Here is a 22671-nt window from a genome sequence, read left to right as displayed (position 1 = left end):
CTCTCCCCTATTATCTTTTATCTATCATTTTTGAAAAACGGTCTCCACCAAATTGAATCAACTGCACTAGCACTATTAAAATGGCGACGGTAACTAGCATAATACTGTCATCATATCGGTAATAGCCGAAACGAATGGCCAAGTCTCCAATTCCTCCACCACCAACAAATCCAGCCATTGCTGAATAGGCAACTAAGTTAATTAACGTCAGTGTAAGTCCTTGGATAATACTCGACTTAGATTCAGGTAGTAGCACATTCCAAATAATCATCCATGGTGAAGCACCCGTTGAAATGGCTGCTTCTATAACCCCTTTGTCTATTTCACGCATGGACGTCTCAACAATCCTCGCAAAGAAAGGAATCGCTGCAACAGAAAGCGATACACTTGCAGCTGCCGGTCCAATCGTATTTCCAACGATTAGTTTCGTCAATGGTATTAGGGCTACAAGTAGAATAATGAATGGAATCGAGCGAATAATGTTGACGAAAAATCCAACAACCGAATTAATTGCACGGTTCTCTAAAAATAGTCCTTTATCTGTTGTAAATAATAGAACACCAAGCGGCAACCCAATGATCAGCGCAATCGAAAGGGAGATGCCGATCATATAAAGTGTTTCACCAAATGCTTTCATAATATCCGGCATAAGTTCCATGATGTGGGCTAGATCAAACATGTTGTCGGATCACCTCCACTTGTGCGTTTTGTTCAAGTATGTATGCAATCGCTTGCTCTACTTCTTCATGTTCACCTTGTAATTCCATTAAGAAAATCCCAAGTGCTCGTTCTTGAATATATTCAATCGATCCATGCAGGAAGTTTCCTTTGACTCTATACTTCTGCATTGTATCGGAAATCACACCCTCCATCGCTACTTCACCTTTAAATGTGATTTTTATCAGTGTACCGACCAAATTAGATATGACAGCTTCAGGGATGTCATAAGATACTACACTGCTAATAAACTCCTTTGTCAAAGGTTGAACCGGGTTAGAAAAGATGTCATACACCTGTCCTTCTTCAATAACTTTACCATCCTGCATAATCGCCATGCGATCACAAATCTCTTTTACCACATTCATCTCATGCGTAATTAACACAATGGTAATATTCAATTCTTTATTGATCTTTTTCAACAATCGTAATATAGACATCGTCGTGTTAGGGTCCAGTGCAGATGTCGCTTCATCACAAAGCAAAACGGATGGATTATTGGCTAAGGCTCTCGCAATACCAACGCGTTGCTTCTGCCCCCCGCTCAACTGCGCGGGATATACATTGCGTTTTTCAGACAGTCCCACCATTTCCAGTAGTTCCATTACACGAATTTCTATTTTATCTGACGGCATTTTGGCTGCCTGTAAAGCAAATGCGACATTTTCGAAAATCGTCTTTTGGCTTATTAAATAAAAGTGCTGAAATATCATTCCAATCTTCAAGCGCGCCTGCCGAAGTTGAACTCCTGATAGTTTTGTTAAATTCACATCATTAATTAAGATCGTGCCGCTCGTTGGTTTTTCCAACAAATTCAAACAGCGTATGAGAGAACTTTTTCCCGCTCCTGAATAACCGACAATACCAAATATTTCTCCAGTCTCGATGTCTAGTGATACATCATCTACACCTTTTACCACTCTTTCTTTTGTCTGATATACCTTAGACAAATGTTGAATTTGGATCATGTTCTCACTTCTTTCTACATTCAAGTAAATAATAATAATTAATTGATGGCATTAACACTTCTCTTTAAATTAAAAAAATTCTTTCATTTTCTAAATGAAAGAATTACTGAAATATTCTCAGCTTATCTCTCAGATGGAAAACCATGCTGTAGGATTTGGCACCTTCCTCGATTCATTCAAGGGGTTGCTGGACTTCAACGGGCCTTTTCCCTCAGTCACTCTTGATAAGAGATTGATATTAAATTATATGCGTAAAACATATACTAATCTGAATTAATAAAACTGTCAAGGTGAATAACGACAATTCAACAGAATATCCGACTTTTTCTATCAACTTTGTTTATTGCACTCAATTTTTGCAATCATCTGGAATCGAATAGTAAACCTTCTATTGAAAAGTCTAGTATGATCTATGTATACTTAACGCAAATACCCTATCAAAGAAAGAAGGAATAAACTATGGCATTGTCCAACCGGTTACAGAATCTCCCTCCGCATTTCTTTACGATATTATTAAATAAAGTAGAAAAGGCTATGGATGAAGGCAGAGATGTGATTAATCTAGGGCGTGGAAATCCTGATCAGCCGACACCTCCTCATATTATTAAAGCGTTGCAAGAAGCTGTTGAAGATCCAGCGACACATGGTTACTCTCCATTCAGAGGGACTCTTGCTTTAAAACAAGCAGTCGCTGAATATTATCAGCGTGAATACGATGTCACGATTGACCCTGAAACTGAAGTTGCGGTACTAGGCGGCACAAAAATTGGTGTTGTAGAACTACCTTTAGCTATTATGAATGAAGGAGACCTATTATTGCTGCCAGACCCTGGTTATCCCGATTACTTGTCAGGTGTAAGTTTAGCCGGCATTCGATATGATACGATGCCGTTACGTAAGGAAAATGAATTTCTTCCTGATTACGATGAACTAACCGATGATCAGAAAAAAGATGCTAAATTAATGTACTTAAACTATCCTAGTAATCCTACAGGCGTCACAGCAACTCCCGAGTTTTATGAAAAAACTGTAGCATTTGCTAAAGAAAATCAGATTGCTGTCTTACAAGATTTTGCATATGGAGGCATTGGTTTCGAGAGTGAGAAACCTATAAGTTTCTTACAAACAGAAGGGGCAAAAGAAGTCGGCATTGAAATGCTGTCCCTCTCCAAAATGTATAATATGGCAGGCTGGCGTGTTGGGTTTGCCGTTGGTAACTCTGAAATAATTGAAGCTTTAAATGTATTGCAAGACCATTTATTCACTAGTATCTTCCCAGCAGTTCAACGTGCCGCAATTGAAGCATTGACGGGACCTCAACAATGCGTTGAAGAGTTAGTGGCTCTCTATCAAGGTCGCCTGACAGTATTGCTAACGGAGTGCGAACGCATCGGTTGGGATGTCACAGCTCCAACCGGCTCATTTTTCGCTTGGCTACCTGTCCCAGAAGGCTTTACAAGCGAAACTTTCGCCGATTTATTACTGGATAAAGCAGACGTCGCAGTATCACCAGGGAACGGATTTGGTGTTCATGGAGAAGGATATATTCGTGTTGGGTTGTTAGAAAGTGAAGAACGGTTGCAAGAAGCGGTTCGTCGTATTGAAAAGCTCGGTTTATTTAAATAAGAACATGTAATTGCACCTAACATCCATTATTCAAAAAGCCTCCTTACTCATCCCAGTATTTCTGGAATGGTAAGGAGGCTTTCACATGTCTAAAATCATTTTCGTTACAGGCTTTTCTGAAATATATTAATCGAGGTCTGCGTTGTCCAGTAGTGCACGCACTTCATCTGTCGTATTCGTGCTCATCAATTCATTTCGAAGTTCGGCTGCTCCACGGAACCCTTTAATGTAAATCTTGAAGAAACGACGTAGTGGTTTAAATAGTCGAGGTTCAAGTTCTGTCGAGTATTTATCAAAGAGGTCCAAGTGTAGACGCAAAAGATCCAGCAACTCTTTATGATCATGCTCTTTCTTCTCTTTTTCAAATGCAAACGGATTATGAAATATTCCACGTCCTATCATAACCCCATCCACACCGTACTTCTCCACAAGCTCCATACCCATTTGACGATCAAGAATATCCCCGTTGATCGTCAGCAATGTGTCGGGCGCTATTTCATCACGAAGCTTTTTGATTTCAGGAATCAATTCCCAATGTGCATTGCCGTTACTCATTTCCTTACGAGTACGGAGATGGATCGAAAGGTTCGCGATATCTTGCTCCAGTACATGTCTGAGCCATGTGCGCCACTCTTCAATGTCAGTGTAGCCAAGACGCGTCTTGACACTGACAGGTAATCCTCCAGCTTTTGCAGCTTGAATAATTGCCGCGGCAGTTTCAGGATGGTTAATCAGCCCACTGCCCTTACCTTTTGTTGCAACGTTCGGCACAGGGCATCCCATATTAATATCCAATCCTTTGAAACCAAGTTCCGCCATCCCAATACTCATCTCGCGAAAATGTTCAGGCTTGTCTCCCCATATATGAGCGACGATTGGCTGTTCGTCTTCTGTAAACGCCAAACGTCCGCGCACGCTGAAGATTCCTTCTGGATGACAAAAGCTTTCCGTATTCGTAAATTCCGTAAAGAATACATCCGGACGTGCAGCTTCGCTTACTACATGGCGAAAAACAACATCCGTTACATCCTCCATCGGTGCTAGTATGAAAAATGGCCGTGGTAGATCACGCCAAAAATTAGTACTCATCGTTACGTTCAAATCCTCTCTTCAAAACCTGCAGCTGTGTGTACAAAAAATGGTTTTATTACATATACTCAACCCTTACAGATGCCAGTCTCACTATTATACAAAAAATGCACAGATGAATTCCACTTCTTTGAGCTACCACTAAAATTTATTAGTAAGCGACTCTATTTGATGTTGGTTTATTCATCAAACAGAGTCGCTTAATACCGTATGGGAAATTAAAAACCGTTGCTATTTACAGCAACGGCTTCAACTACTATTTCACCACTGCCTACGCATTGGTTTCTCTCTGCGCAACTCTTTCATTAAAGAGATGACCATCAATAACATGACGAACGAGAATGGTAAGGCGGCAATAATGATCGTGTTTTGTAAGGCAGCCAAGCCACCCACTGATAACAGAATTAATGCAATGGACGATTGGATAATACCCCAAATCATTTTTACACTAGTAGGCGGTGTCAGTGACCCATACGTCGATTGCATACCGAGCACAAACGTCGCAGAGTCAGCACTAGTCACGAAGAACGATGCAATTAATAGAATGGCGATAATCGAAATAATAAACGACCACGGCATTTCGTTAAACATTTCAAAGACCACTAGCTCAGACGAAGAACTTGCGATATCGGCTATTCCGCGACGCTGTATGTCGACAGCTGTCGTACCGAACGTAGAGAACCAAAATGCACAAAGCAATGTAGGTGCAAGAAGGACACCCACCATGAATTCTCGGATCGTACGGCCCTTTGAGACACGTGCGATAAACATACTGACGAACGGTGCCCATGAAATCCACCAAGCCCAGTAGAAAATCGTCCAGTCAAACAGCCATTGCTGATTACCTGCATTAAGCGGTGCTGTACGTAGACTCATTTGAACTAGATTTCCTACGTAACCACCAAGTGATTCAGTAAACATATTCAATATTAACAACGTCGGTCCCAACACAACAACGAATGCAAGAAGTAACACAGCAAGTACCAAGTTTGTATTGGATAAATACTTGATCCCTTTACTTAGTCCCGACGAAGCGGAAATGATAAACAGTACTGTAACTATAGCGATAATAATAAACTGAGAGAATGTTCCGATCTCAATCCCAAACAAATAATTCAGCCCTGCATTAATTTGAACAGCACCGAAACCGAGAGTTGTTGCAACACCAAATGCGGTGGCAAAGACTGCAAGAACATCAACGAATATTCCCCAAGGACCATCCATCTTCTTGCCAAAAATCGGTTTCAATGTTGCTGAAATTAAACCAGGTGCATCTTTACGGAACTGAAAATAAGCGAGAGATAGTGCAACTATTCCATACATCGCCCATACATGAAGTCCCCAGTGATGGAATGATTCACGTAATCCTTCCTTAAAGGCTTCATCGGTGTTTGGATCTTCTGTTGCTGGATTGACGAAATGTGATAAAGGTTCAGCCGCTCCATAGAACACTAATCCGATACCCATTCCTGCTGAAAACAGCATAGCAATCCACGTAACCGTAGAAAATTCAGGTCGGTCGGTATCTTTACCGAGTCGAATCTTACCATACGGACTAAAAATGAGGAAAATGCTTAATAATAGTAATAATGAAAGCAACAGCAAGTAGTACCATCCAAATGAGGATGCGACAAAATTCTTTGCATTCATTGTAATGGTTTCGAAGCTTTCCGATGCAAATACGCCGTACCCAACCGTAACGACGATCAATGCGATCGTAATGTAAAAGACATTTGATATTTTTCTCATGTTTCTCCTTTCAAAATAAGGTTACTTGTTCAACTAATGAACGATTATATACTATACATATACTTTCGGGAGAAGGCAAAAGGTAAAAAATAGAGGGGAATATCAAATGAGTTACTTTATTTATTCATAAAGCATGACAAACATAGACAGGATATAACAAATAAGAGTTGTTTTATGAAATTACTTATCCCAGATCAATTTCACTGAATGAATTAATAATGACCTTCTACCTAGTCAAAAGTAGATTTAACTGTACTTTTCTTCGGAAAATAATGAGTGTCATTTTGTCAAAATACTACTTGTGTAATTCTATCTAAAATCTTTGAAAATCATCAGCTACTTCACGGCTGATGATTTTCAAAGGTAATGATCTTAATGCATCTGTAAATCGTTATTTGTTATTCCACTGATCAGTAAAAATCAAATCATCCAAACTTCGTCGTTTCTCCCAATTGGCAGTCTCCAATATCGGTGCAGTAGGATAATTATCCGTGTAGCCGATAGATAAAAGTGCAATCGGTTCAACATGGGGTGGTATATTCAGGATATCACGTACATCGTTCTTTTTATAAAAACTCACCCAGCCCATTGCTAAACCTTCCGCACATGCTGCTAGCCACATATTTTGGATGGCACAAGCAGTTGATAACATGTCGGTTTCAGGAATGGAGTTACGTCCTAACACATGTGAGCCGCCACGCGTAGGATCACTTGTCACGCAAATAGTGATAGGTGCTTCTTTTAGTCCTTGTATTTTCAAGCCAAGGAACTTAGTCTCTTTTTCTCCTTCATCTTCATAATGAATCGCTAGCGCACGCCTTTCTTTATCGGCTGCCCAAGCCAACTTTTCTTTCGTTTCATCAGATGAAACGATGATGAAATTCCATGGTTGCATGAAGCCTACTGAAGGTGCGTGATGAGCCGCTTTCAATATATTATGTATCTGATCCTCAGGAATGGGAGTCGGCAAAAAACTTCGCACATCTCTTCTATTGTAAATCACTTTATAGACCGCATCTTTTTCTTCTTCAGAAAACATGTAACATCTCTCCTCTAGACTTGTACGTCATTTAGTTTGCTGTTCGTTATAGAGCATCCCGGTCTTATTATAGTGAAGTTATATAAGGAAAGACAGGTTTGTCAAACTACCGCTCACATATATTGGATCAGTAAAACAACTGATTCATTTCCAAGAATTAAAAAAGTGGTTTCAACCGTTTGACACATCACCGGTTGAAACCACTTTACAAATACCATTCCTACTAAATATAGTCACTTCTCGTCCGCTTTCGTAATGGAAACTCCGCGCTCCGTAAAGACTGTTTGCGCAACAGATAAAGCGTTCAGCACGCTAGGGAATCCAGTGTACGGAATCAGGTGCATGATGCAACCGATAATCTCGTCGGGCGTCAAGCCGACATCAAGGCCTGTTTTGATGTGCATCTGAATCTGCGGTTTGCCTTGTGCTACAAGAGCCGTAATTGTCGTAAGGACCTTCTGTTTATTATCCAATCCAGGTCGTGAATATATATCACCAAACGCAAATTCCACAACATACTTAGTCAAATCCGGTGCTACATCTTTGAAGCTCTCGCCAATTTCCATCTCACCTGCTGGATTATCTTCACCTGATAACGTAAGTTCCATTAACTTTTCCAAACCACGTTGATAGCGATCTTCCGCCATTTCAAAAACCTCCTTGGTTATAGTGCCCACCATTTCTTCAAAATTGTACGTACACTTTCTTTTCTGTTCTTAACTAGTAGTCATATACTATTGTAGCAAACTTTATGAGAAAACAAAATTTTTCGTCTATTTATCATTCTATAGGTGAGCTGTTCAATATATAAGTTGCATAACTTGCTAACTGGGTTTCCAAATTAGTGTTATAAAGTGTAGTGCTATCATTCATTTTCCGTATAGAAGTAAAAATCACTTCTTCTTATTCACCTTAAGCCGCTAGTTTAAAATGCTTGCTTCTAATAAGCAAAGCCCCATTGCTTACTAGAAAGCCTTCCTATCGTTTATACTTAATAGAAACAATCAATCAAGGAGGTTTGCACAATGGAATTTAAAAGTATTGAGGAACAGATCATTCAAAAGTACAAAGACGACGAAAACTTGATGATTCGTCTCTTTGTTCAGTGGTGCGCCAATCATAAACTGAATCCACAAGCTCTTTATCAGCAAGCATACCCTGAACAACGGGCAAATCCCGCACTAAAAGAAGTCATGGAAAGCGATGATGGATTCGAGGAACTTCATATAGATAATGAAACTATGTTGGATGTACTTCAAATGTTTGGTAATGATGATTTAGCATTTGTTATCGCGGATGAAATACAGAAATTCACATCTTGATGTGTATCTGCGGAGGAACTATCCCGTTTGTTTATGCTATCGAACGCGAGTAATTCTTACGCGGATTCTATTTTTTAAAAGTATGAGCTCTTTTCTCAAAGTTCTTACTTTTGACTCGCTTTCCTACTATGAGTACAGCTGAATACAACACAAGTGCGATCCCGAGTATCTGTAACGGAAGCAGTTGATCACCAAGAAACAATACGCCAACTAAAACTGCAACAATTGGTTCAATGGTTGCAAGAATGGATGCCTTCCCCGCTTCCAAATACTTTAGACCCGATGTATATAACACATATGCCGCCACTGTAGAAATCAGTGCTAGTAGTAGGGCAGCAATCCAAACGTCAACATACTGGAATTTGACAACCTTGCGCCATACATTACTTGTCAGTGACATGAATAAAGCCATATAAAAGAATGTGTACGTAGTAATCGTCAGGGCCGAATATCGTTTCGTTATCGGCTTGGTGAAAACACTGTATAGCGCATAACAAAATCCCGAAAGAATTCCCATTAATAGCGTCCCAGTAGGAATAGTCTGTGATCCTAGCGGCAAAAGCCCGACCACAAAAGCACAACCGACAATAGCAAATACTAATGCTAAACCTTTACGGGCAGTTAGTAATTCCTTAAAGAAAATTCTCGATAGAATCATTACGAATAACGGCCCCGTATATAATAACGTCACGGCAAGAGACAAGCTGGAACGTGAAAATACTTCGAAGTAAAGGTAGTTAAATAGAGCTAGACTAAAAATACCTGCACTCGCAAAAAACACGTGATCCTTTATTCGTGTCCGTAACTGATCACGAAAGAATACCATCATGATGACAAACAAAAACATAAAGCTGAAAATCCCTCGAATCGCTACTACATCCCAAGCCGTGAATCCCCGTGCATACAGTGGCGCTATGAATAAACCGATCAATCCCCAGCAGACCGCTCCTGCAATTGTGATTACATATGTCTTCACACTCGGCTGTGTTTCCATCCTCGTCCCCTCCGCTCCTATACATGTGCAGATGACTATCCTAATACATATAGTGATGTACTGAATTATACTGCATACTTGTAGACGAAACCATTTCAATAGTTACTACGCCTATCTAGAAGATTAGTTTATGTTGTTCTCTGGACGTAAAAAAGCGCGATAGCGTTGTCTTCAATTACGACAATACTTTCACGCATTTCTTCTACACTAGATTTCTTTATAGAACAATACTTAGTATTAAGCAAGAATGTTTCATTAGTCATATTAAGTACTAACTCTAATCAGATTAAGCGTTATATCTGTGCAGGTTTCTTTTTAAACCTTACCAAATCAATTGTAAAACGTTTAAGTGGCGGGATATATACTTTCCGCTACTCAACAAGTATGAAATCTACACCACCTACACCGACATCAACTTTCAAATGAATAGTAGTATCCGAGTGCCCGTAAGCTTCATTTACATAGGTGCCTTTACCTTTAGCAATTAAACCTTTCGTCCCTACACTACCTAACCCCTTTGAAACAGATAATTTAACTCCAGTCTCTTTAGGTAAATGAATCTTCGCATCGCCCACTCCCAGGTTGATGTCCACGTCAAAGCTATCCTTCCACTCGCCGCCTAGATAGATCACCGTATCCCCCACACCAGCATCTATTGATACATGATTGAGACGGATTCCTGCCAATCTAAGTTCTGAATCGGATACACCCATTTCCACATCGAGGCTTACAGGTATTTCATTTGTCAGTTGAAGATTCCAATCGTTTCGATGCTTCCGCAAAGCTGAAAAACCTTTCATTTTCTGCTGAATCTCTACATATCCGATATCTCTTTTATGTTTATACATTACGGATGGATACCATTTTTTCACGTTCGTATCAATATCCCCATCAACCCACTGTGTTGCCCCGCCCTCAATTAGAAGATTACCGGCACCAAAACGGATAGCCACATCCAGCGACTTCGCGTGATCCTTTTCGATTGAAAATTCACCAGAGACCCGGTCTGTTTTCATCCAGTCATATACCCAAAAGGTAACTACACTTAACAGTACCACCCCCACAATGACTATCAGTATTTTTCGCATATCGGCACCCCCTTTACTCTAGTATAAGCGCAACTCAATAAAGTTGAGTCCATCATATGACTGAAGTTTGTATCAGACCAAGGTCTTAACGGTACAGTATATGGAGTTTGATTGGGGGTTATTTTGTTTTTCAATAACAAAAATTATTGTCTTTAAAAAACTGGTTAAAGATCCAACCTAATCTATGTCTGCTTAAGTTGTTATGAAGTGCATTTTTTCAGGATATCTAACTACATTTATCTAATCATTTTCAATTCATATTTCTAACACAGTAGATTACATGCATAATATAAAAATTAAATAGGATTTAAATTATAACCATTAAATTAAAATGTATGTCTGTGCACTTTCCACCGACCGGTTGTGAAGCAATATTATTACTCAATGAATTATTCTTTTTTCCAATATAAACTGTTTTTTATTTTGCGCCCAATAATAAACTACAAGGCCGAACAAGATATAAATAGAATAGAATATGTACAATGAACTAAAGCTAATAACCCCCACCAATACACCTGCTAACAATGATCCTCCACTAATCCCTATATCAAAAATCGAGAGAAAAGTAGCCATTGCTACAGGACGTCGCTTTGGTTCAGAGTTTTGCAAAACGACTGTTTGAAAACTTGGGAATAATGTACCCCAGCCACCTCCAATAAAAGCAGCAGCCATAAAAAACAATGTTGCGTTAGTAGACAAACCGAGCACTAACATACCGATTGCAAATGAAAGAATCGATGGAAAAATAATCGCATTGGCTCCATATTGATCAAACCACCGACTAGTTAGTGGTCGTGTCAGTAAAAGTACAACTACGTAAACCACAAAAAAATAACCAGACTCTGTTCCTAATCCTTGTTCAACCGCATAAATTGCCATAAAGGAAAGAACAGACGCATAAGCAGTACCAAAAAATGCGCCGGTAATAGAAATTCGAAGAGCAGACTTTTCAAATAGTGGTGCCTTCTTTTCACCAGCTGAATGTCTTACAAGACTTTCTTTTGGCAGACGAGCCATCAAACCGAATACTAAAGAAATTAAAGAACAAAAAGCACTCCCCCAAAATAATACATATAAATTAAACGTAGACAAAATAGTTAGACCAAGAAATGGTCCAATGACCATTCCTAAATTAGCCGACAAGATAAAGTAGCCCATGCCTTCTCCTTTTCGAGATTCCGGCACCATATCAGCTACAATGGCTACAGTAATGGTTGTTGCCATTCCAAACCCTAAACCATGAATGAAGCGTACAAATAGAAGCGGGGGAATGGAGTCGAAAAAGCTATATAGAAAAGAAGCAATTGTAAAAAGCAACAAAGATAAAATCAACATGAATCGTTTGCCATACCTCTCAATCCACGGTCCCATAAAAGGTCTAATAATAATAGCAGCACCAATATAAATTGTGGTAAATAGACCAGCTACAGTGCCTGTCGAGCCATAATGAGAGATTGCAACTGTCGGTAATGTGACAAGTAAAGCAAAGTACGTTACAATAAAAAAGAAGTTCAATATAGATATAAGGAAAAAATTTCTAGTCCACAATTTTTCAGTACTCATTGAAAACACACCTCACAAATAATTGTGATATATTGCAAGCCTAACTTTTTACTTCAAACAACATCTGCCTAATTAATTTCTAATTGATTAGGCAGATGTTGTTATTTTGCATAAATAATTCTTTCCAAGGACCATGCTTTTGTACTTATCCATGTATGAATTTATTATTCTTTAATCGTTAACGCTCTCAATTCTTCTTCTAATTCCGGTACTTCTTTGCCTAAATACTCCCATTCAGTATCATAAGCTAAACTTAGAAACTTTTCTTCTTCCGCTTTAGGTAATTTGAATAGTTCAACTCCAGCTTTTTCTAATTCAGCAATTTCCTCTTTGTCTAGTTGTTCATAGTAATCAACCATTTCTTTTTCATAATTTGCTGTCGCCACAATAATTGCATCGCGATCTTCCGACGAAATCTCATTCCATTTATCATCGTTCATTAAGATTGTACAGTTTTGCGTCCAAAATGGGTGATCTAAAACGTACTTAGATGAATCAGTCCAGCCATCTTTTCTAGGTCCATTAAATCCTCCATACACAAAACCATCAACAACGCCAGTTTGTAAAGATGTATAAACTTCTGAAGGGTCAATCATTGAAGAATTAATTCCAAGCTTTTCAAAAAAACGAATATAGTTTGGAGCTGATCGTATTGGTAGGTTCTTCAAATCGTTAACGCTATCGATAGGCTCATTTAGCCATAACCTCGGCGAACCTGTTAACCATCGGCCTATATATTTGACATTCAGTTTTCCATGTCGTTCATCCATTAGATCATAAAATCCATTTTCTCTTTCTTCCCATGGTGTCAATTGCGATAAAGCAATGCTAAGTGTTTCAGGTGCAAGTGATTGATATTGTCCAATATACGTAAAGTTAATGTCCATTACTCCGGAATTCATTGCCTCAAACTGCTCACCAATAGGGATTACATCAGCACCACCACGCCAATTCACCTGTACTCTACCATCTGTCACGTCTTCTACCGTATCAATCCAATTATGAAGCGTAGCAGTCAACGGATGATCTTTTGGTAAAAAACTTACAGCATTTAATGTCATTCCTTTCGAATTACCATCTTTTCCTTTCTCCTTTTCATCGCTGCCAGAGCAAGCCGATAAAAGAATAAGCACTAGAACAGGTACAATCACACGAAGTGTTTTTAATCTTTTCATAATTTTAATCCTCCAATTCTACATCTATATAATAGTAATCATTTCACAAAGCTCGGTAACCATAATGTCAGTGACGGAAACATAATCATTAATGCCATTATCGCTAAGTTCAATAAGATAAACGGAATAACCGCTATGTAAATCTCTTTCATCGATATGGAGCCCTTTGGAATAACCGCTTTCATTGCAAAAAGATCCATTCCGAATGGCGGTGTAATCGTAGCCACTTGCATATTTAGAAGCATAATCGCCCCAAACCACAAGGGATCAAAACCCATTGAATTTGCAATTGGCATAAGTACTGGAATGGTCATCATCATTATCGATAAAGGTTCCATAAAACAACCAAGTGTAAGCAGTACTATTTGAATAATTATTAAAATCATAATTGGATGAAGCTCTAAATTCCCAACAAGCTGTACCAAACCTTGTGTTACGCCTGTATAACTCAGAATTTGACTAAAAGTAGTAGAACCAATAATAATCATAAAGATCATTACACTAGATCTTAATGTTCCAGTCAGGGAATCCCAAAACTTCCCCCAAGTTAACCCACCGTAGAAATAAGATAATACAATTGTCCCCAACGCTCCTAAAACTGCACTTTGGGTTGGTGTGGCAAATCCAAGTATAATAACTCCTAATAGTAAGAAGACGATAACGCCGAGCGGTAAAATATATTTAGCCGTTCCTATTAACTTCTCAGACAAAGTTACTTTCTCTACGTCATAAGCTGGAGCTAACTCTGGTTGTAAATAACATCGAATTATTATATATAATACAAATATAATCGCCAATAATAGGCCAGGTATTACAATTGCAAATAAAAAATGTCCCACAGGTATTGATGCAAGTGAAGCAAGTAATATACCTAATGCCGTTGGTGGAATCATAGTTGCAAGACCCGCACTCCCTAAAATCGGACCAACAGTCATTGCGGGATTATAACCCTTTTTCTGCATTTCTGGAACTAATAATGATCCTAGTAAAGCTGTGCTTGCAACACTTGAACCACTAAGCACTGAAAATAAGGTGCCGCTGCCAACTGCAACAATACTTAATCTACCTGGTAAATTTCCAAACCATTTTCCAACTGCATCAAAAACTTTAAAGCCTAACCCAGTTCGAAACATGATCTCTCCCATTAAAATAAACATAGGAATAGGCAGCAAAGAAAACTTGGAAACTGAAGAAAACATATTTAAAATTAATTGGTTGAGACCCGCTTCCCCGTTCCATAATATTATTACACTCACTATATTGATTGTTAGAAATGAGAATGCAATTGGTAATCCTATTATAAATAAAACAAACATACTGCTAAAAACAAGTGCCAAAACACCCCACCATTCCATCTAATTACCTCCTATCTTTTCTCAGTTCAAAATTTAAGTTTATTTATTGCAGATAAGAGATTTCTGATGAATTGTATGAATACAAATAGAAAACCTACTGGTACTACTACAATGAGCAAAGAGCGGGGTATTTCCAAAATAGTCTCTGTCTTTATATCTCTCATATATAAGTTCCACGTTGCCAATAATCCATATACCGTAATAACCAAAGAAATGACTGCCCCAATGCAAGAATTCAATATTTCCATCCGCGTTCTATTCTTTTCACTCAGTCTATTTATTAGTAAATCTAATTTGATATGGCCATCCTCTTTCAATAACCAGGCCACACCAAGCAATGTTAATAGAACTAAAAGATACTCAGAAACTTCTAATATCCAAGGGAACTGGTAGCTGAAAAATTTGAATGAAACAATATCTATGATTATTAACAAACTAATAATTATTATTACAATTCTACCCAATACGGCCATAAAACTCATGATAGAATCTAAAAGCTTGTTTATTGTCAATAGCAAATTTATCTTCCCCTTTTTACATCAATTTCCTCGCTATGAATACGTTTAATTAAGCTAGATATTTTCACATATTCATACTACTAATCACTACACTAAGATTGAAAAAACTCCTAAATATATACTGTTTTAAGAAGGTTTATCAATGAATTCTCTACGCTAAAACAAAGCAATAAATCTTGTAATCACAGTCAATTAATATTCAATATTTCACTTTTATCTTTTTAACAAGCATAATTCATCTCAATTCTTTTAATTTTACTTAATATAGTTCCTATTCATTTTCAATGCCTGTACCCATTGCTGTGATTGTTCATAGCAGTCCCCAATTTCAAGTACTCTTTTATCTGAAAATGGCTTTCCGATAATTTGAAGACCAACCGGAAGTTGCGATTTTGTGAATCCACAAGCAACAGAAAGTGCTGGAAAACCTAGTATGTTTGCAAGTGGTGTTTTGCCAAGTGTAAACATATTGCTTATTGCCTGTTCAGGAACCATCGTACCTATCTCAAACGGTGATTGGACGTTTGTTGGTCCGATTAGCCCATCTATTCCACTCATTTGTCTCATTGTATTTTGCACGAATCTCTTTCGCGTGCGCTGAGCATTTATATAATCTGTTGCTGAGATATTTTGGCCAAATTGAAACCGGTATTTCAAATCATTTCCGTACAAGTCACCATGTCTTTTTAACAACGGATCATGGAAAGATAGTACTTCAGATTGAGCAATCGTTTTCAAACCATTCAGTGCATCATTAATTCCAGGTAAATCAATTGGTACTATTTCAGCTCCAAGGAACTTTAATTGATCAAATGCTTGTTCAATTAAATGCCTTACATCTGAATCAATACCCGAAAACATATACGGCTCATAGAAACCTAGTGTAATCCCTTTCAAATTCTTTAATGAGTCTTTGAAATAAATTACATGATTTTTCTTAACTGAAGAATCATCCTTAGAGTCATAGCCTTTCATGGCCTCAAGCATAATGGCAGTATCCTTTACCGTTCTTGCCATAGGTCCTACATGGTCAAGTGACCAACTAAATGGAAAGCCCCCATGCCGACTTACTAATCCATAAGTAGGTTTAAATCCGACTGTTCCACACATGGCTGCAGGTAGCCGGACGGACCCTGCTGTATCTGTTCCAATAGAACCAAAAGCCATCCCTGTAGCTGTTGCAACAGCAGAACCCCCACTCGAACCGCCAGGGATTTTTGTTATATCCCAGGGATTTTTTGCATTTCCATAGTGAGGATTTTCGGTTGTCGCCCCCATAGCAAATTCATGAAGATTTGCCTTACCTATAATAATAGCCCCTGCTTCCTTCATTCTATGAACGGCAGTGGCATCTTCATCTGGTATCCAATTTTGAAAGATTTTTGACCCCCCTGTAGTACGAACCCCTTCTGTTTGCAACAAATCTTTTACTGCAATGGGAATACCATGTAAAGGTCCACGAATGTCACCGTTTTGCAGCTCGTTTTCAAGTACTTTTGCTTGAGTAAGCGCTTCCTCTTCCATCACTGTGATAAAAGCTGTTAGTGCAGGATCATACTCATTAATCCGAGCGAGTGTTAATTTTGTTAATTCTACTGGAGAGACTCTTCTCTTTTGAATCAACGAACTTACTGATTCAATAGTTTCAAATAAAAGTTCACTCATCATTATCCTCCTTAAGATTTTCAAGCATAAAGGTAAAAGCAGGTTCACTAGATAAAAGTTCTGATTTGTCTATTCCAATAATATTAATTAAGTAATCATTTAAATTCACTTAAAAATCCTCCTTTCATCAAGTTAGCAATTTCTATGACATGCTAACTTGAATAGGTTTGATTTCATATATATTCGTAATTTAACTCACAGCATATTGAAATTATTTAGATTGATGAAGTAACCCTACTATAATAAAAATAATATGATTTGTGGAAACGTAATTAATAGCGCTATAAATGCGACATATGCTACTAAAAAGTATGATACACCCTTAAATACGGTTGTGATTGGTGTCTCCTTGGTTAGTCCTTGTACTACGAAGACATTCACGCCTACTGGTGGAGTAATAGCTCCCATACTAGTCACTACACAGAGTAGAACCGCAAACCAGATTGGATCATAACCAAGTGCTAATACGGTTGGGTAAAAAATTGGAATGGAGATAATTAAAAATCCTAGTGCATCCATGATTGAGCCACCAATGACATAAACAACCAAAATAGCAATTAGCACAAATAATGGTGCAACCGGAAGATTTGTCACCCATTCAGCTACCGTATATGGAAGTCTTGTAACTGTTAAAAACCTCCCGAACACCATAGCTCCTACTACGAGCATTAATACCATGGCAGATGATCGTAGAGTACCCGCCATCGCTTCAAGAAAATTCCCTCTTGTCATCTTACCCATTAATAAGGAGATAACAATTGCACCGAATGCACCGAATGCCCCCGATTCAGTCGGTGTGAAAAACCCGAAAAATAAACCACCGATAACAAAGATAAACAGTCCTGCAACAGGAATAACACCTACCAAAGATAGGAGCCTTTCCTTCATGCTAGACTTTTCACCAGCTGGTCCAAGTGTTGGTGACTTTGCACAAAGGTAGACGACTGTTGCAATCAAGAGTGTTGTTAAGAAAATTCCAGGGATTATACTCGCTACAAATAGCTCCCTGACCGATACCTCCATTTGTAAGGCAAGAACGATTAGTACTGTACTTGGCGGGATAATAATACCAAGTGTTCCCCCCGTTGCAACACTCCCAGTACTAAGTGCCTTATCATACTTATATTTTTCAAGTTCTGGGAGAGCCATCGTTCCCATTGTTGCAGCCGTTGCTGAATTGGATCCACAGATAGACGCAAACCCTGCACTTGCTAAAATAGTTGTACTCGCCATTCCACCACGAAAATGTCCAACCCATTTATATGCCGACTCAAACATTTTCTCTGTAATCCCTGTTCTAAATACAATCTCTCCCATTAAAATATAAAGCGGAATAACACTTAGTGAGTAACTAGAAAACTGATTCCATAAATCAGCGCTTAAAACATTAAATGCCGCCTTAGATGAGACAGCTACTATCAGTCCTATAAAGCCAACAATAAACATTGTAAAACTTATTGGCATCCGTAAAAACATAAATATGAACAATGTCAGGATTCCCAGTATCGCTAATAGATTCATATCCATTTCAGGATGCCTCCTTCCATAACAAAATTGTTTCCTTCACAATTGCTAAGACTAATCCTATGAATCCAATAGAACTTAAGATTACAATTGGATAAAATGAAAATTGTATTGTTTGGGATACAACACCGTTGCCTCTTAGGTTGATACCAAAAAGTAAAAGTTGCCAAGCCGCCACTAGAAAGAAGGAAGTACTTATAACATTCATAAAGGTATGAATTACCTTCTGTAAAATAAATGGAAACTTATCCAACAGCATGTCAATATAAACATGTCCTTTATTTAATTGCGTATAACCTAAAGCAAAAATACCTGTTATTGCTCCAAGCCAACTGACAATCTCGACTGTTCCTGCAATTGGATCCGAGTACATACGCTTAATAGAATTAAATACAATTAATAACATCATCGATATTAAAGCGATCCCAGCAACAACAGCTAGAAATCGGTTTAAATAATCAGTAGTCTTAATGAACAAGTTTGATGTATTAACTACTTTTTCTTGAGGAATGTCTCTTGGGAATGAAGCGCTTTCAATATCGAATTCTATTATTTGCTCGTTTCTCATTCTTGAACCTCCATATCTAAGGAATAACTCAATCAGCGTTATTGTATTTCTCGATTAACCCTTCCATCTCATCCAAGTACTTTTCTGCTGGTAGACCTTCTTTCTGTACTTCTTCAACCACTTCTTTTTGCATATCGCCAAGCTTTTTATCCCAATTCTTTTTTTCTTCTTCTGCTAATTCAACAACCTCCAACCCCTCAGAATCTATACTCCATTCCAAAGATTCACGAACATGATTATCTAAGTAATCTCCAGTAAATTCTGTCATTTCAGTATTCAGTTCTTCAATTACAGCTTGAATGTCTTTCGGAAGTGAATCCCACTTATTTTTATTCATGACAGCAATAAATGTATTTAGTGCTAATGGATAGTCTGTAACATATTCAACTATCTCCGCCAATTTAGAATCTTTAAGTATCTCTCTGGAAGACACATAACCTTCAACAATTCCTGTTTGCAATGCTTCTGGTACTTCCGCTTGGGACATTCCTACAGGTGCAGCTCCAAGTTCCGACATAATTGGTGCAAGAGCACCAGCAATACGTAACTGTTTTCCTTTTAAGTCATGTAAAGACTTTATAGGCTTTTTACTTTGTATATATGCTGGTTCAGTAGCAAACGTAGTGATGATTTTAAAGTTATCAAGTGCCTCTGGCGGATAATTATTAACCAGTTCAGCAGTGACTTTACTGGCAACAGTTGCATTTTTATAACCAGATGGCATATCTGATATTGATAAAAGTGGAAATCTGCCTGGTTCATACGATGTTGAAGTTAACCCTATATCAGCTGTACCATTTTCTACCCCGTCATACATGTTATTGGCTTCCAATAGGGTTCCACCAGAAAATAGATCAACTTGGACTTTTCCATCTGTTCTATCCTCGAGACGTTTTTTCCACTCTTCCATTTGAACAGCTGGAAATGTGTTAGGTGGTGCAAAAAAGGCATAACTCAGTTTAATGATCTCCTCATCATTTTTCGTATCTGCTTTCCCTTCATTTCCACCACATGCAGTCAAAGTCATAATCGACAGAAATAAAGACATCGAAATAAGTAACCTTCTCATTCTTCCACTCCCCTTTTAAGTAGTACTAAAAAAATTAAACCTACTTTTTTTATTTATTCTTATTGATTTTCTACTAAGAAAAATGGTCGACCAATAGATGCCTCAAGGCGGAAATATCGATCTATGCCTGCATTGCGAAATGAATGCGTCATATTTGTTACCGTTTGCAAATCAGGCACATTATATAGGAAGCATGCATGCCAATGGTTTGGTCCAGCATGTCCAGCCGTTAAAATATCACGATCAAATGTCCCTAACAATTCCGATCCATTACTTTCCCATTCTTTTATAATAGATTTTAGTATGGGTAAAAGTTCTTGTTCCTTTTGTTCCTGTGTTGTATCGAACCATCCAGTTGATTCAAACGTAATGAAGACTCGTAGTGGATTAGGTATTTGTGGTGCTCCGTGTACAATTTTTTTCAATCTCTCCAGCTCCTTTTAGTGTATAAACATGCTTATCTTATCTCATTAATAAACCGCCATTAATATCGAACGTAGAACCCGTAATATAACCAGCAGCATCTGATGCAAGGTATGAAACCATGTTGGCAACTTCCTCTGCTTTACCAAATCTTTGGACTGGTATACTCTCTTTCATTTTCTCTAATTTACATGGATCAATATTATCCATTTCAGGAGTCTGAATAGCTGCCGGTGCAACTGCATTAACTGTGATACCTTGACCAGCCAATGATCTAGCAAATGATTTAGTAAGCATAATTTGACCTGCTTTTGAAGCGCAATAGTGTGCTCCCGATGAAAGCGGACCTGCTTGTCCCCCAAAAGATGAAATGTTAATAATACGACCACTCTTTTGTTGTTTCATTGTGTCTAGTACAGCTTGAGAGTAGAAAAATGTCCCCCCAAGATTCACTGACAATATTAAATTCCATTCATCCTCTGTTATTTTTTCAACAGAAGTTTCTTTCCGAACACCTGCGTTGTTTATTAATACATCAATTCTACCCCAATGCTCCATTATCGTTTGTACACTTTCTTTTATTGCGCTAACATTTGATACATCAACAGTAAGAAACATCATTTTAGAAGATCCAGACTGTTTTACTAGATTCATTTTCTTCACTTCATTTAATAATTTTGCATTTATATCAATAAAAACAACGCGCTTCCCTTCGGATAAGAAATTTTTGGCAATGGCAAGACCTAACCCTTGGGCAGCACCCGTTACGACGACCACTTGATTTACCGCATTTTTTTGCACAGTAACTTTACCCCCTATCTTGATTTAATCATTAAAGAATTACGTATTGCTAATCACATTTGAAGTATTATTACGTTACTTTAAACTAGTATTTTCTTCATGACTTTCATAGCATTTTGACCTGAAGCTTTGGTGATATCTTCAATTGAATAATTCTGTTTTATCATCCAACTAATCATATTCCTTACAGCTTCAACCGGATTTTCAAGACCTTCAACATAAAGTGATTCTTTAAATTCCTCTCCGCTATGCGAGGCTGAAATCCCCAAGATATCGTCAAATGCATGTTGTAAGGCAACATGATCTCCAAAGAACGTATCTGGGCCAAAACCAACATGATTTATCCCGACTAAATCGACAAGATACTCAAAGTGTTCCATTACTGATTGTATGGAATGTTTGGGTGAACGCCTTGTTAACGTTGTGTTTGGTGCAGCACAGACCCCGATGATGCCACCTTTTTCAGCACACGCTTGTAACACATTGTCTGGTTTCATCCTTGGCGTATTCCATAATGCACGTGCCCCCGCATGAGTCATAAAAACAGGGTCTCGACTTTCTGCAATTACATCAAGACTTGTTTGGTCACCGCAATGTGATATATCGATTATCATACCTAATGTATTCATTCGCTCAACAACACGACGTCCAAAGTTAGTTAATCCACCATCACGTTGCTCAATAAGTCCCGAACCGAGTGTATTTGCCTCGTTATAAGTGATGCCCATACATCGAATACCAAAGCCATAGAGAATATCCACACGATCTAGCTCATTCTCTAAGATGCTTGCTGCCTCTAAAGAAGGTAAGAGTGCCGTTTGTTTCAATTGCTTCGCTTTCGTTAAATCATTGTAGGTCCGTGCAATGAAAACTGTACTTTGGCGTTGAATGTCTGCATATCTCATACCTAGTAGATAAATGACATCATCCCACTTCAAACCATTTTTCGAAGTAATGGTTGAAATACCATCCATAAAATTTTCAAAAATGATATCAATTCCCGATTTCGCAATTCCCTCATAATGGAAAAATGTATGCAACTCCCCACAGTAAGGTAAAATATCTTCATATTTTTCAGGAACTATAAATCCATGATCTCTTAGTGAAACTATTGGCTTCTCATTCATGATTTCATTTAGCTTATTCTCTTCCTCTACTGTTAGATGAAGAGAATAAGCGGGAATACGATCTAATTCCGTTGCCAAATTATACTGTTTATAGTCCTTGTTTCCCTTGAGGTAGCTAAACGATGTATATCCCTCGTAATGCTTCATATTCATTGTTGTTCTACTACCTGTTTCTTCTTTTCAAACTGCTCTTTTAATGGAAAGGCTTCTTGCCACTTTTTTTCATTGTCATCATAAAGCCCTTCACTATACAACGTTTTTAGTGATCTGTTTTCCAATGACATCGGATCT

21 protein-coding genes and 1 riboswitch are annotated in these 22671 nt (G+C 38.1%); of the genes, 2 read left to right on the top strand and 19 right to left on the bottom strand.

All coding sequences use genetic code 11. The features are described 5' to 3' along the window. Window positions 1-10 precede the first annotated feature (10 nt). Together CSV68_RS09510 and CSV68_RS09505 are read right to left on the bottom strand one after the other, a co-directional pair. Entirely contained in the window at window positions 11-679 is a 669-nt protein-coding gene (locus CSV68_RS09510; protein ID WP_099635267.1) for a methionine ABC transporter permease, read from the bottom strand. Continuing rightward, window positions 672-1685, bottom strand: coding sequence for a methionine ABC transporter ATP-binding protein (locus tag CSV68_RS09505; RefSeq protein WP_099635266.1), 1014 nt, complete (start codon window positions 1683-1685; stop codon window positions 672-674). Before CSV68_RS09505 ends, CSV68_RS09510 begins: the two co-directional genes overlap by 8 nt. Window positions 1686-1804: 119 nt before the next feature. After that, window positions 1805-1916: riboswitch (SAM riboswitch) on the bottom strand. 228 nt (window positions 1917-2144) lie between these two features. Here CSV68_RS09505 and CSV68_RS09500 point away from each other — a divergent pair. After that, a complete protein-coding gene (locus CSV68_RS09500) occupies window positions 2145-3311 on the top strand; it encodes a pyridoxal phosphate-dependent aminotransferase (RefSeq protein ID WP_099635265.1) in 1167 nt (388 codons plus the stop codon). 126 nt (window positions 3312-3437) lie between these two features. On the opposite strand, the gene CSV68_RS09495 is transcribed toward CSV68_RS09500, so the two are convergent. The 4 genes from CSV68_RS09495 to CSV68_RS09480 form a co-directional block, all read right to left on the bottom strand. Next, window positions 3438-4400 (bottom strand): tRNA dihydrouridine synthase, encoded by a 963-nt coding sequence (locus CSV68_RS09495; protein ID WP_099662002.1) that lies wholly within the window; start codon window positions 4398-4400, stop codon window positions 3438-3440. Window positions 4401-4661: 261 nt separating this feature from the next. Further along, a complete protein-coding gene (locus tag CSV68_RS09490; RefSeq protein ID WP_099662001.1) occupies window positions 4662-6149 on the bottom strand; it encodes a glycine betaine uptake BCCT transporter in 1488 nt (495 codons plus the stop codon). A 391-nt stretch (window positions 6150-6540) separates the two neighbouring features. Beyond that, entirely contained in the window at window positions 6541-7188 is a 648-nt protein-coding gene (gene bluB, locus CSV68_RS09485) for a 5,6-dimethylbenzimidazole synthase (protein WP_099635262.1), read from the bottom strand. A gap of 233 nt (window positions 7189-7421) precedes the next feature. Beyond that, a complete protein-coding gene (locus CSV68_RS09480; protein ID WP_099635261.1) occupies window positions 7422-7835 on the bottom strand; it encodes a carboxymuconolactone decarboxylase family protein in 414 nt (137 codons plus the stop codon). A 378-nt stretch (window positions 7836-8213) separates the two neighbouring features. Between CSV68_RS09480 and CSV68_RS09475 the strand changes: the two genes are divergently transcribed. Beyond that, a complete protein-coding gene (locus CSV68_RS09475) occupies window positions 8214-8510 on the top strand; it encodes a hypothetical protein (protein WP_099635260.1) in 297 nt (98 codons plus the stop codon). 67 nt (window positions 8511-8577) lie between these two features. On the opposite strand, the gene CSV68_RS09470 is transcribed toward CSV68_RS09475, so the two are convergent. The 13 genes from CSV68_RS09470 to CSV68_RS09410 all read right to left on the bottom strand — a co-directional run bounded on the left by CSV68_RS09470 (window position 8578) and on the right by CSV68_RS09410 (window position 22533). Further along, a complete protein-coding gene (locus tag CSV68_RS09470) occupies window positions 8578-9504 on the bottom strand; it encodes a DMT family transporter (RefSeq protein WP_099662000.1) in 927 nt (308 codons plus the stop codon). 371 nt (window positions 9505-9875) lie between these two features. Further along, window positions 9876-10592, bottom strand: coding sequence for a toast rack family protein (locus tag CSV68_RS09465; protein WP_099661999.1), 717 nt, complete (start codon window positions 10590-10592; stop codon window positions 9876-9878). Between the two features lie 381 nt (window positions 10593-10973). After that, window positions 10974-12155, bottom strand: a complete 1182-nt coding sequence (locus CSV68_RS09460) for an MFS transporter (RefSeq protein ID WP_099661998.1) — start codon at window positions 12153-12155, stop codon at window positions 10974-10976. A 164-nt stretch (window positions 12156-12319) separates the two neighbouring features. Next, a complete protein-coding gene (gene dctP / locus CSV68_RS09455; RefSeq protein WP_099661997.1) occupies window positions 12320-13330 on the bottom strand; it encodes a TRAP transporter substrate-binding protein DctP in 1011 nt (336 codons plus the stop codon). 38 nt (window positions 13331-13368) lie between these two features. After that, window positions 13369-14685: a TRAP transporter large permease gene (locus tag CSV68_RS09450; protein ID WP_099661996.1), complete on the bottom strand. Its 1317-nt coding sequence runs from the start codon at window positions 14683-14685 to the stop codon at window positions 13369-13371. A gap of 26 nt (window positions 14686-14711) precedes the next feature. Then, window positions 14712-15158 (bottom strand): TRAP transporter small permease, encoded by a 447-nt coding sequence (locus CSV68_RS17630; protein WP_368665180.1) that lies wholly within the window; start codon window positions 15156-15158, stop codon window positions 14712-14714. A 300-nt stretch (window positions 15159-15458) separates the two neighbouring features. After that, complete coding sequence (locus CSV68_RS09440; RefSeq protein WP_099661994.1) at window positions 15459-16868, bottom strand: amidase; 1410 nt, start codon at window positions 16866-16868, stop codon at window positions 15459-15461. Window positions 16869-17105: 237 nt separating this feature from the next. Then, the gene (locus CSV68_RS09435; protein ID WP_099661993.1) at window positions 17106-18395 is read right to left on the bottom strand and encodes a TRAP transporter large permease; all 1290 of its coding nucleotides are present in this window, start codon (window positions 18393-18395) and stop codon (window positions 17106-17108) included. A 1-nt stretch (window position 18396) separates the two neighbouring features. Next, window positions 18397-18960 carry a TRAP transporter small permease gene (locus CSV68_RS09430; RefSeq protein ID WP_099661992.1) on the bottom strand — a complete coding sequence of 188 codons (564 nt, stop codon included), beginning with the start codon at window positions 18958-18960 and terminating at the stop codon, window positions 18397-18399. A gap of 28 nt (window positions 18961-18988) precedes the next feature. Further along, complete coding sequence (locus CSV68_RS09425; RefSeq protein ID WP_099661991.1) at window positions 18989-20029, bottom strand: TRAP transporter substrate-binding protein; 1041 nt, start codon at window positions 20027-20029, stop codon at window positions 18989-18991. Between the two features lie 59 nt (window positions 20030-20088). Next, the gene (locus tag CSV68_RS09420; RefSeq protein ID WP_083034090.1) at window positions 20089-20454 is read right to left on the bottom strand and encodes a hypothetical protein; all 366 of its coding nucleotides are present in this window, start codon (window positions 20452-20454) and stop codon (window positions 20089-20091) included. A gap of 37 nt (window positions 20455-20491) precedes the next feature. Beyond that, on the bottom strand, window positions 20492-21253 hold the full coding sequence (locus tag CSV68_RS09415) for an SDR family NAD(P)-dependent oxidoreductase (protein WP_099661990.1): 762 nt from the start codon (window positions 21251-21253) through the stop codon (window positions 20492-20494). Window positions 21254-21333: 80 nt separating this feature from the next. Next, the gene (locus CSV68_RS09410; protein ID WP_099661989.1) at window positions 21334-22533 is read right to left on the bottom strand and encodes a dipeptidase; all 1200 of its coding nucleotides are present in this window, start codon (window positions 22531-22533) and stop codon (window positions 21334-21336) included. Window positions 22534-22671: the final 138 nt, after the last annotated feature.

The sequence above is a fragment of the Sporosarcina sp. P29 genome (assembly GCF_002743265.1).
Lineage (GTDB): Bacteria > Bacillota > Bacilli > Bacillales_A > Planococcaceae > Sporosarcina.
This window is presented reverse-complemented; position numbering and strand designations above follow the sequence as displayed.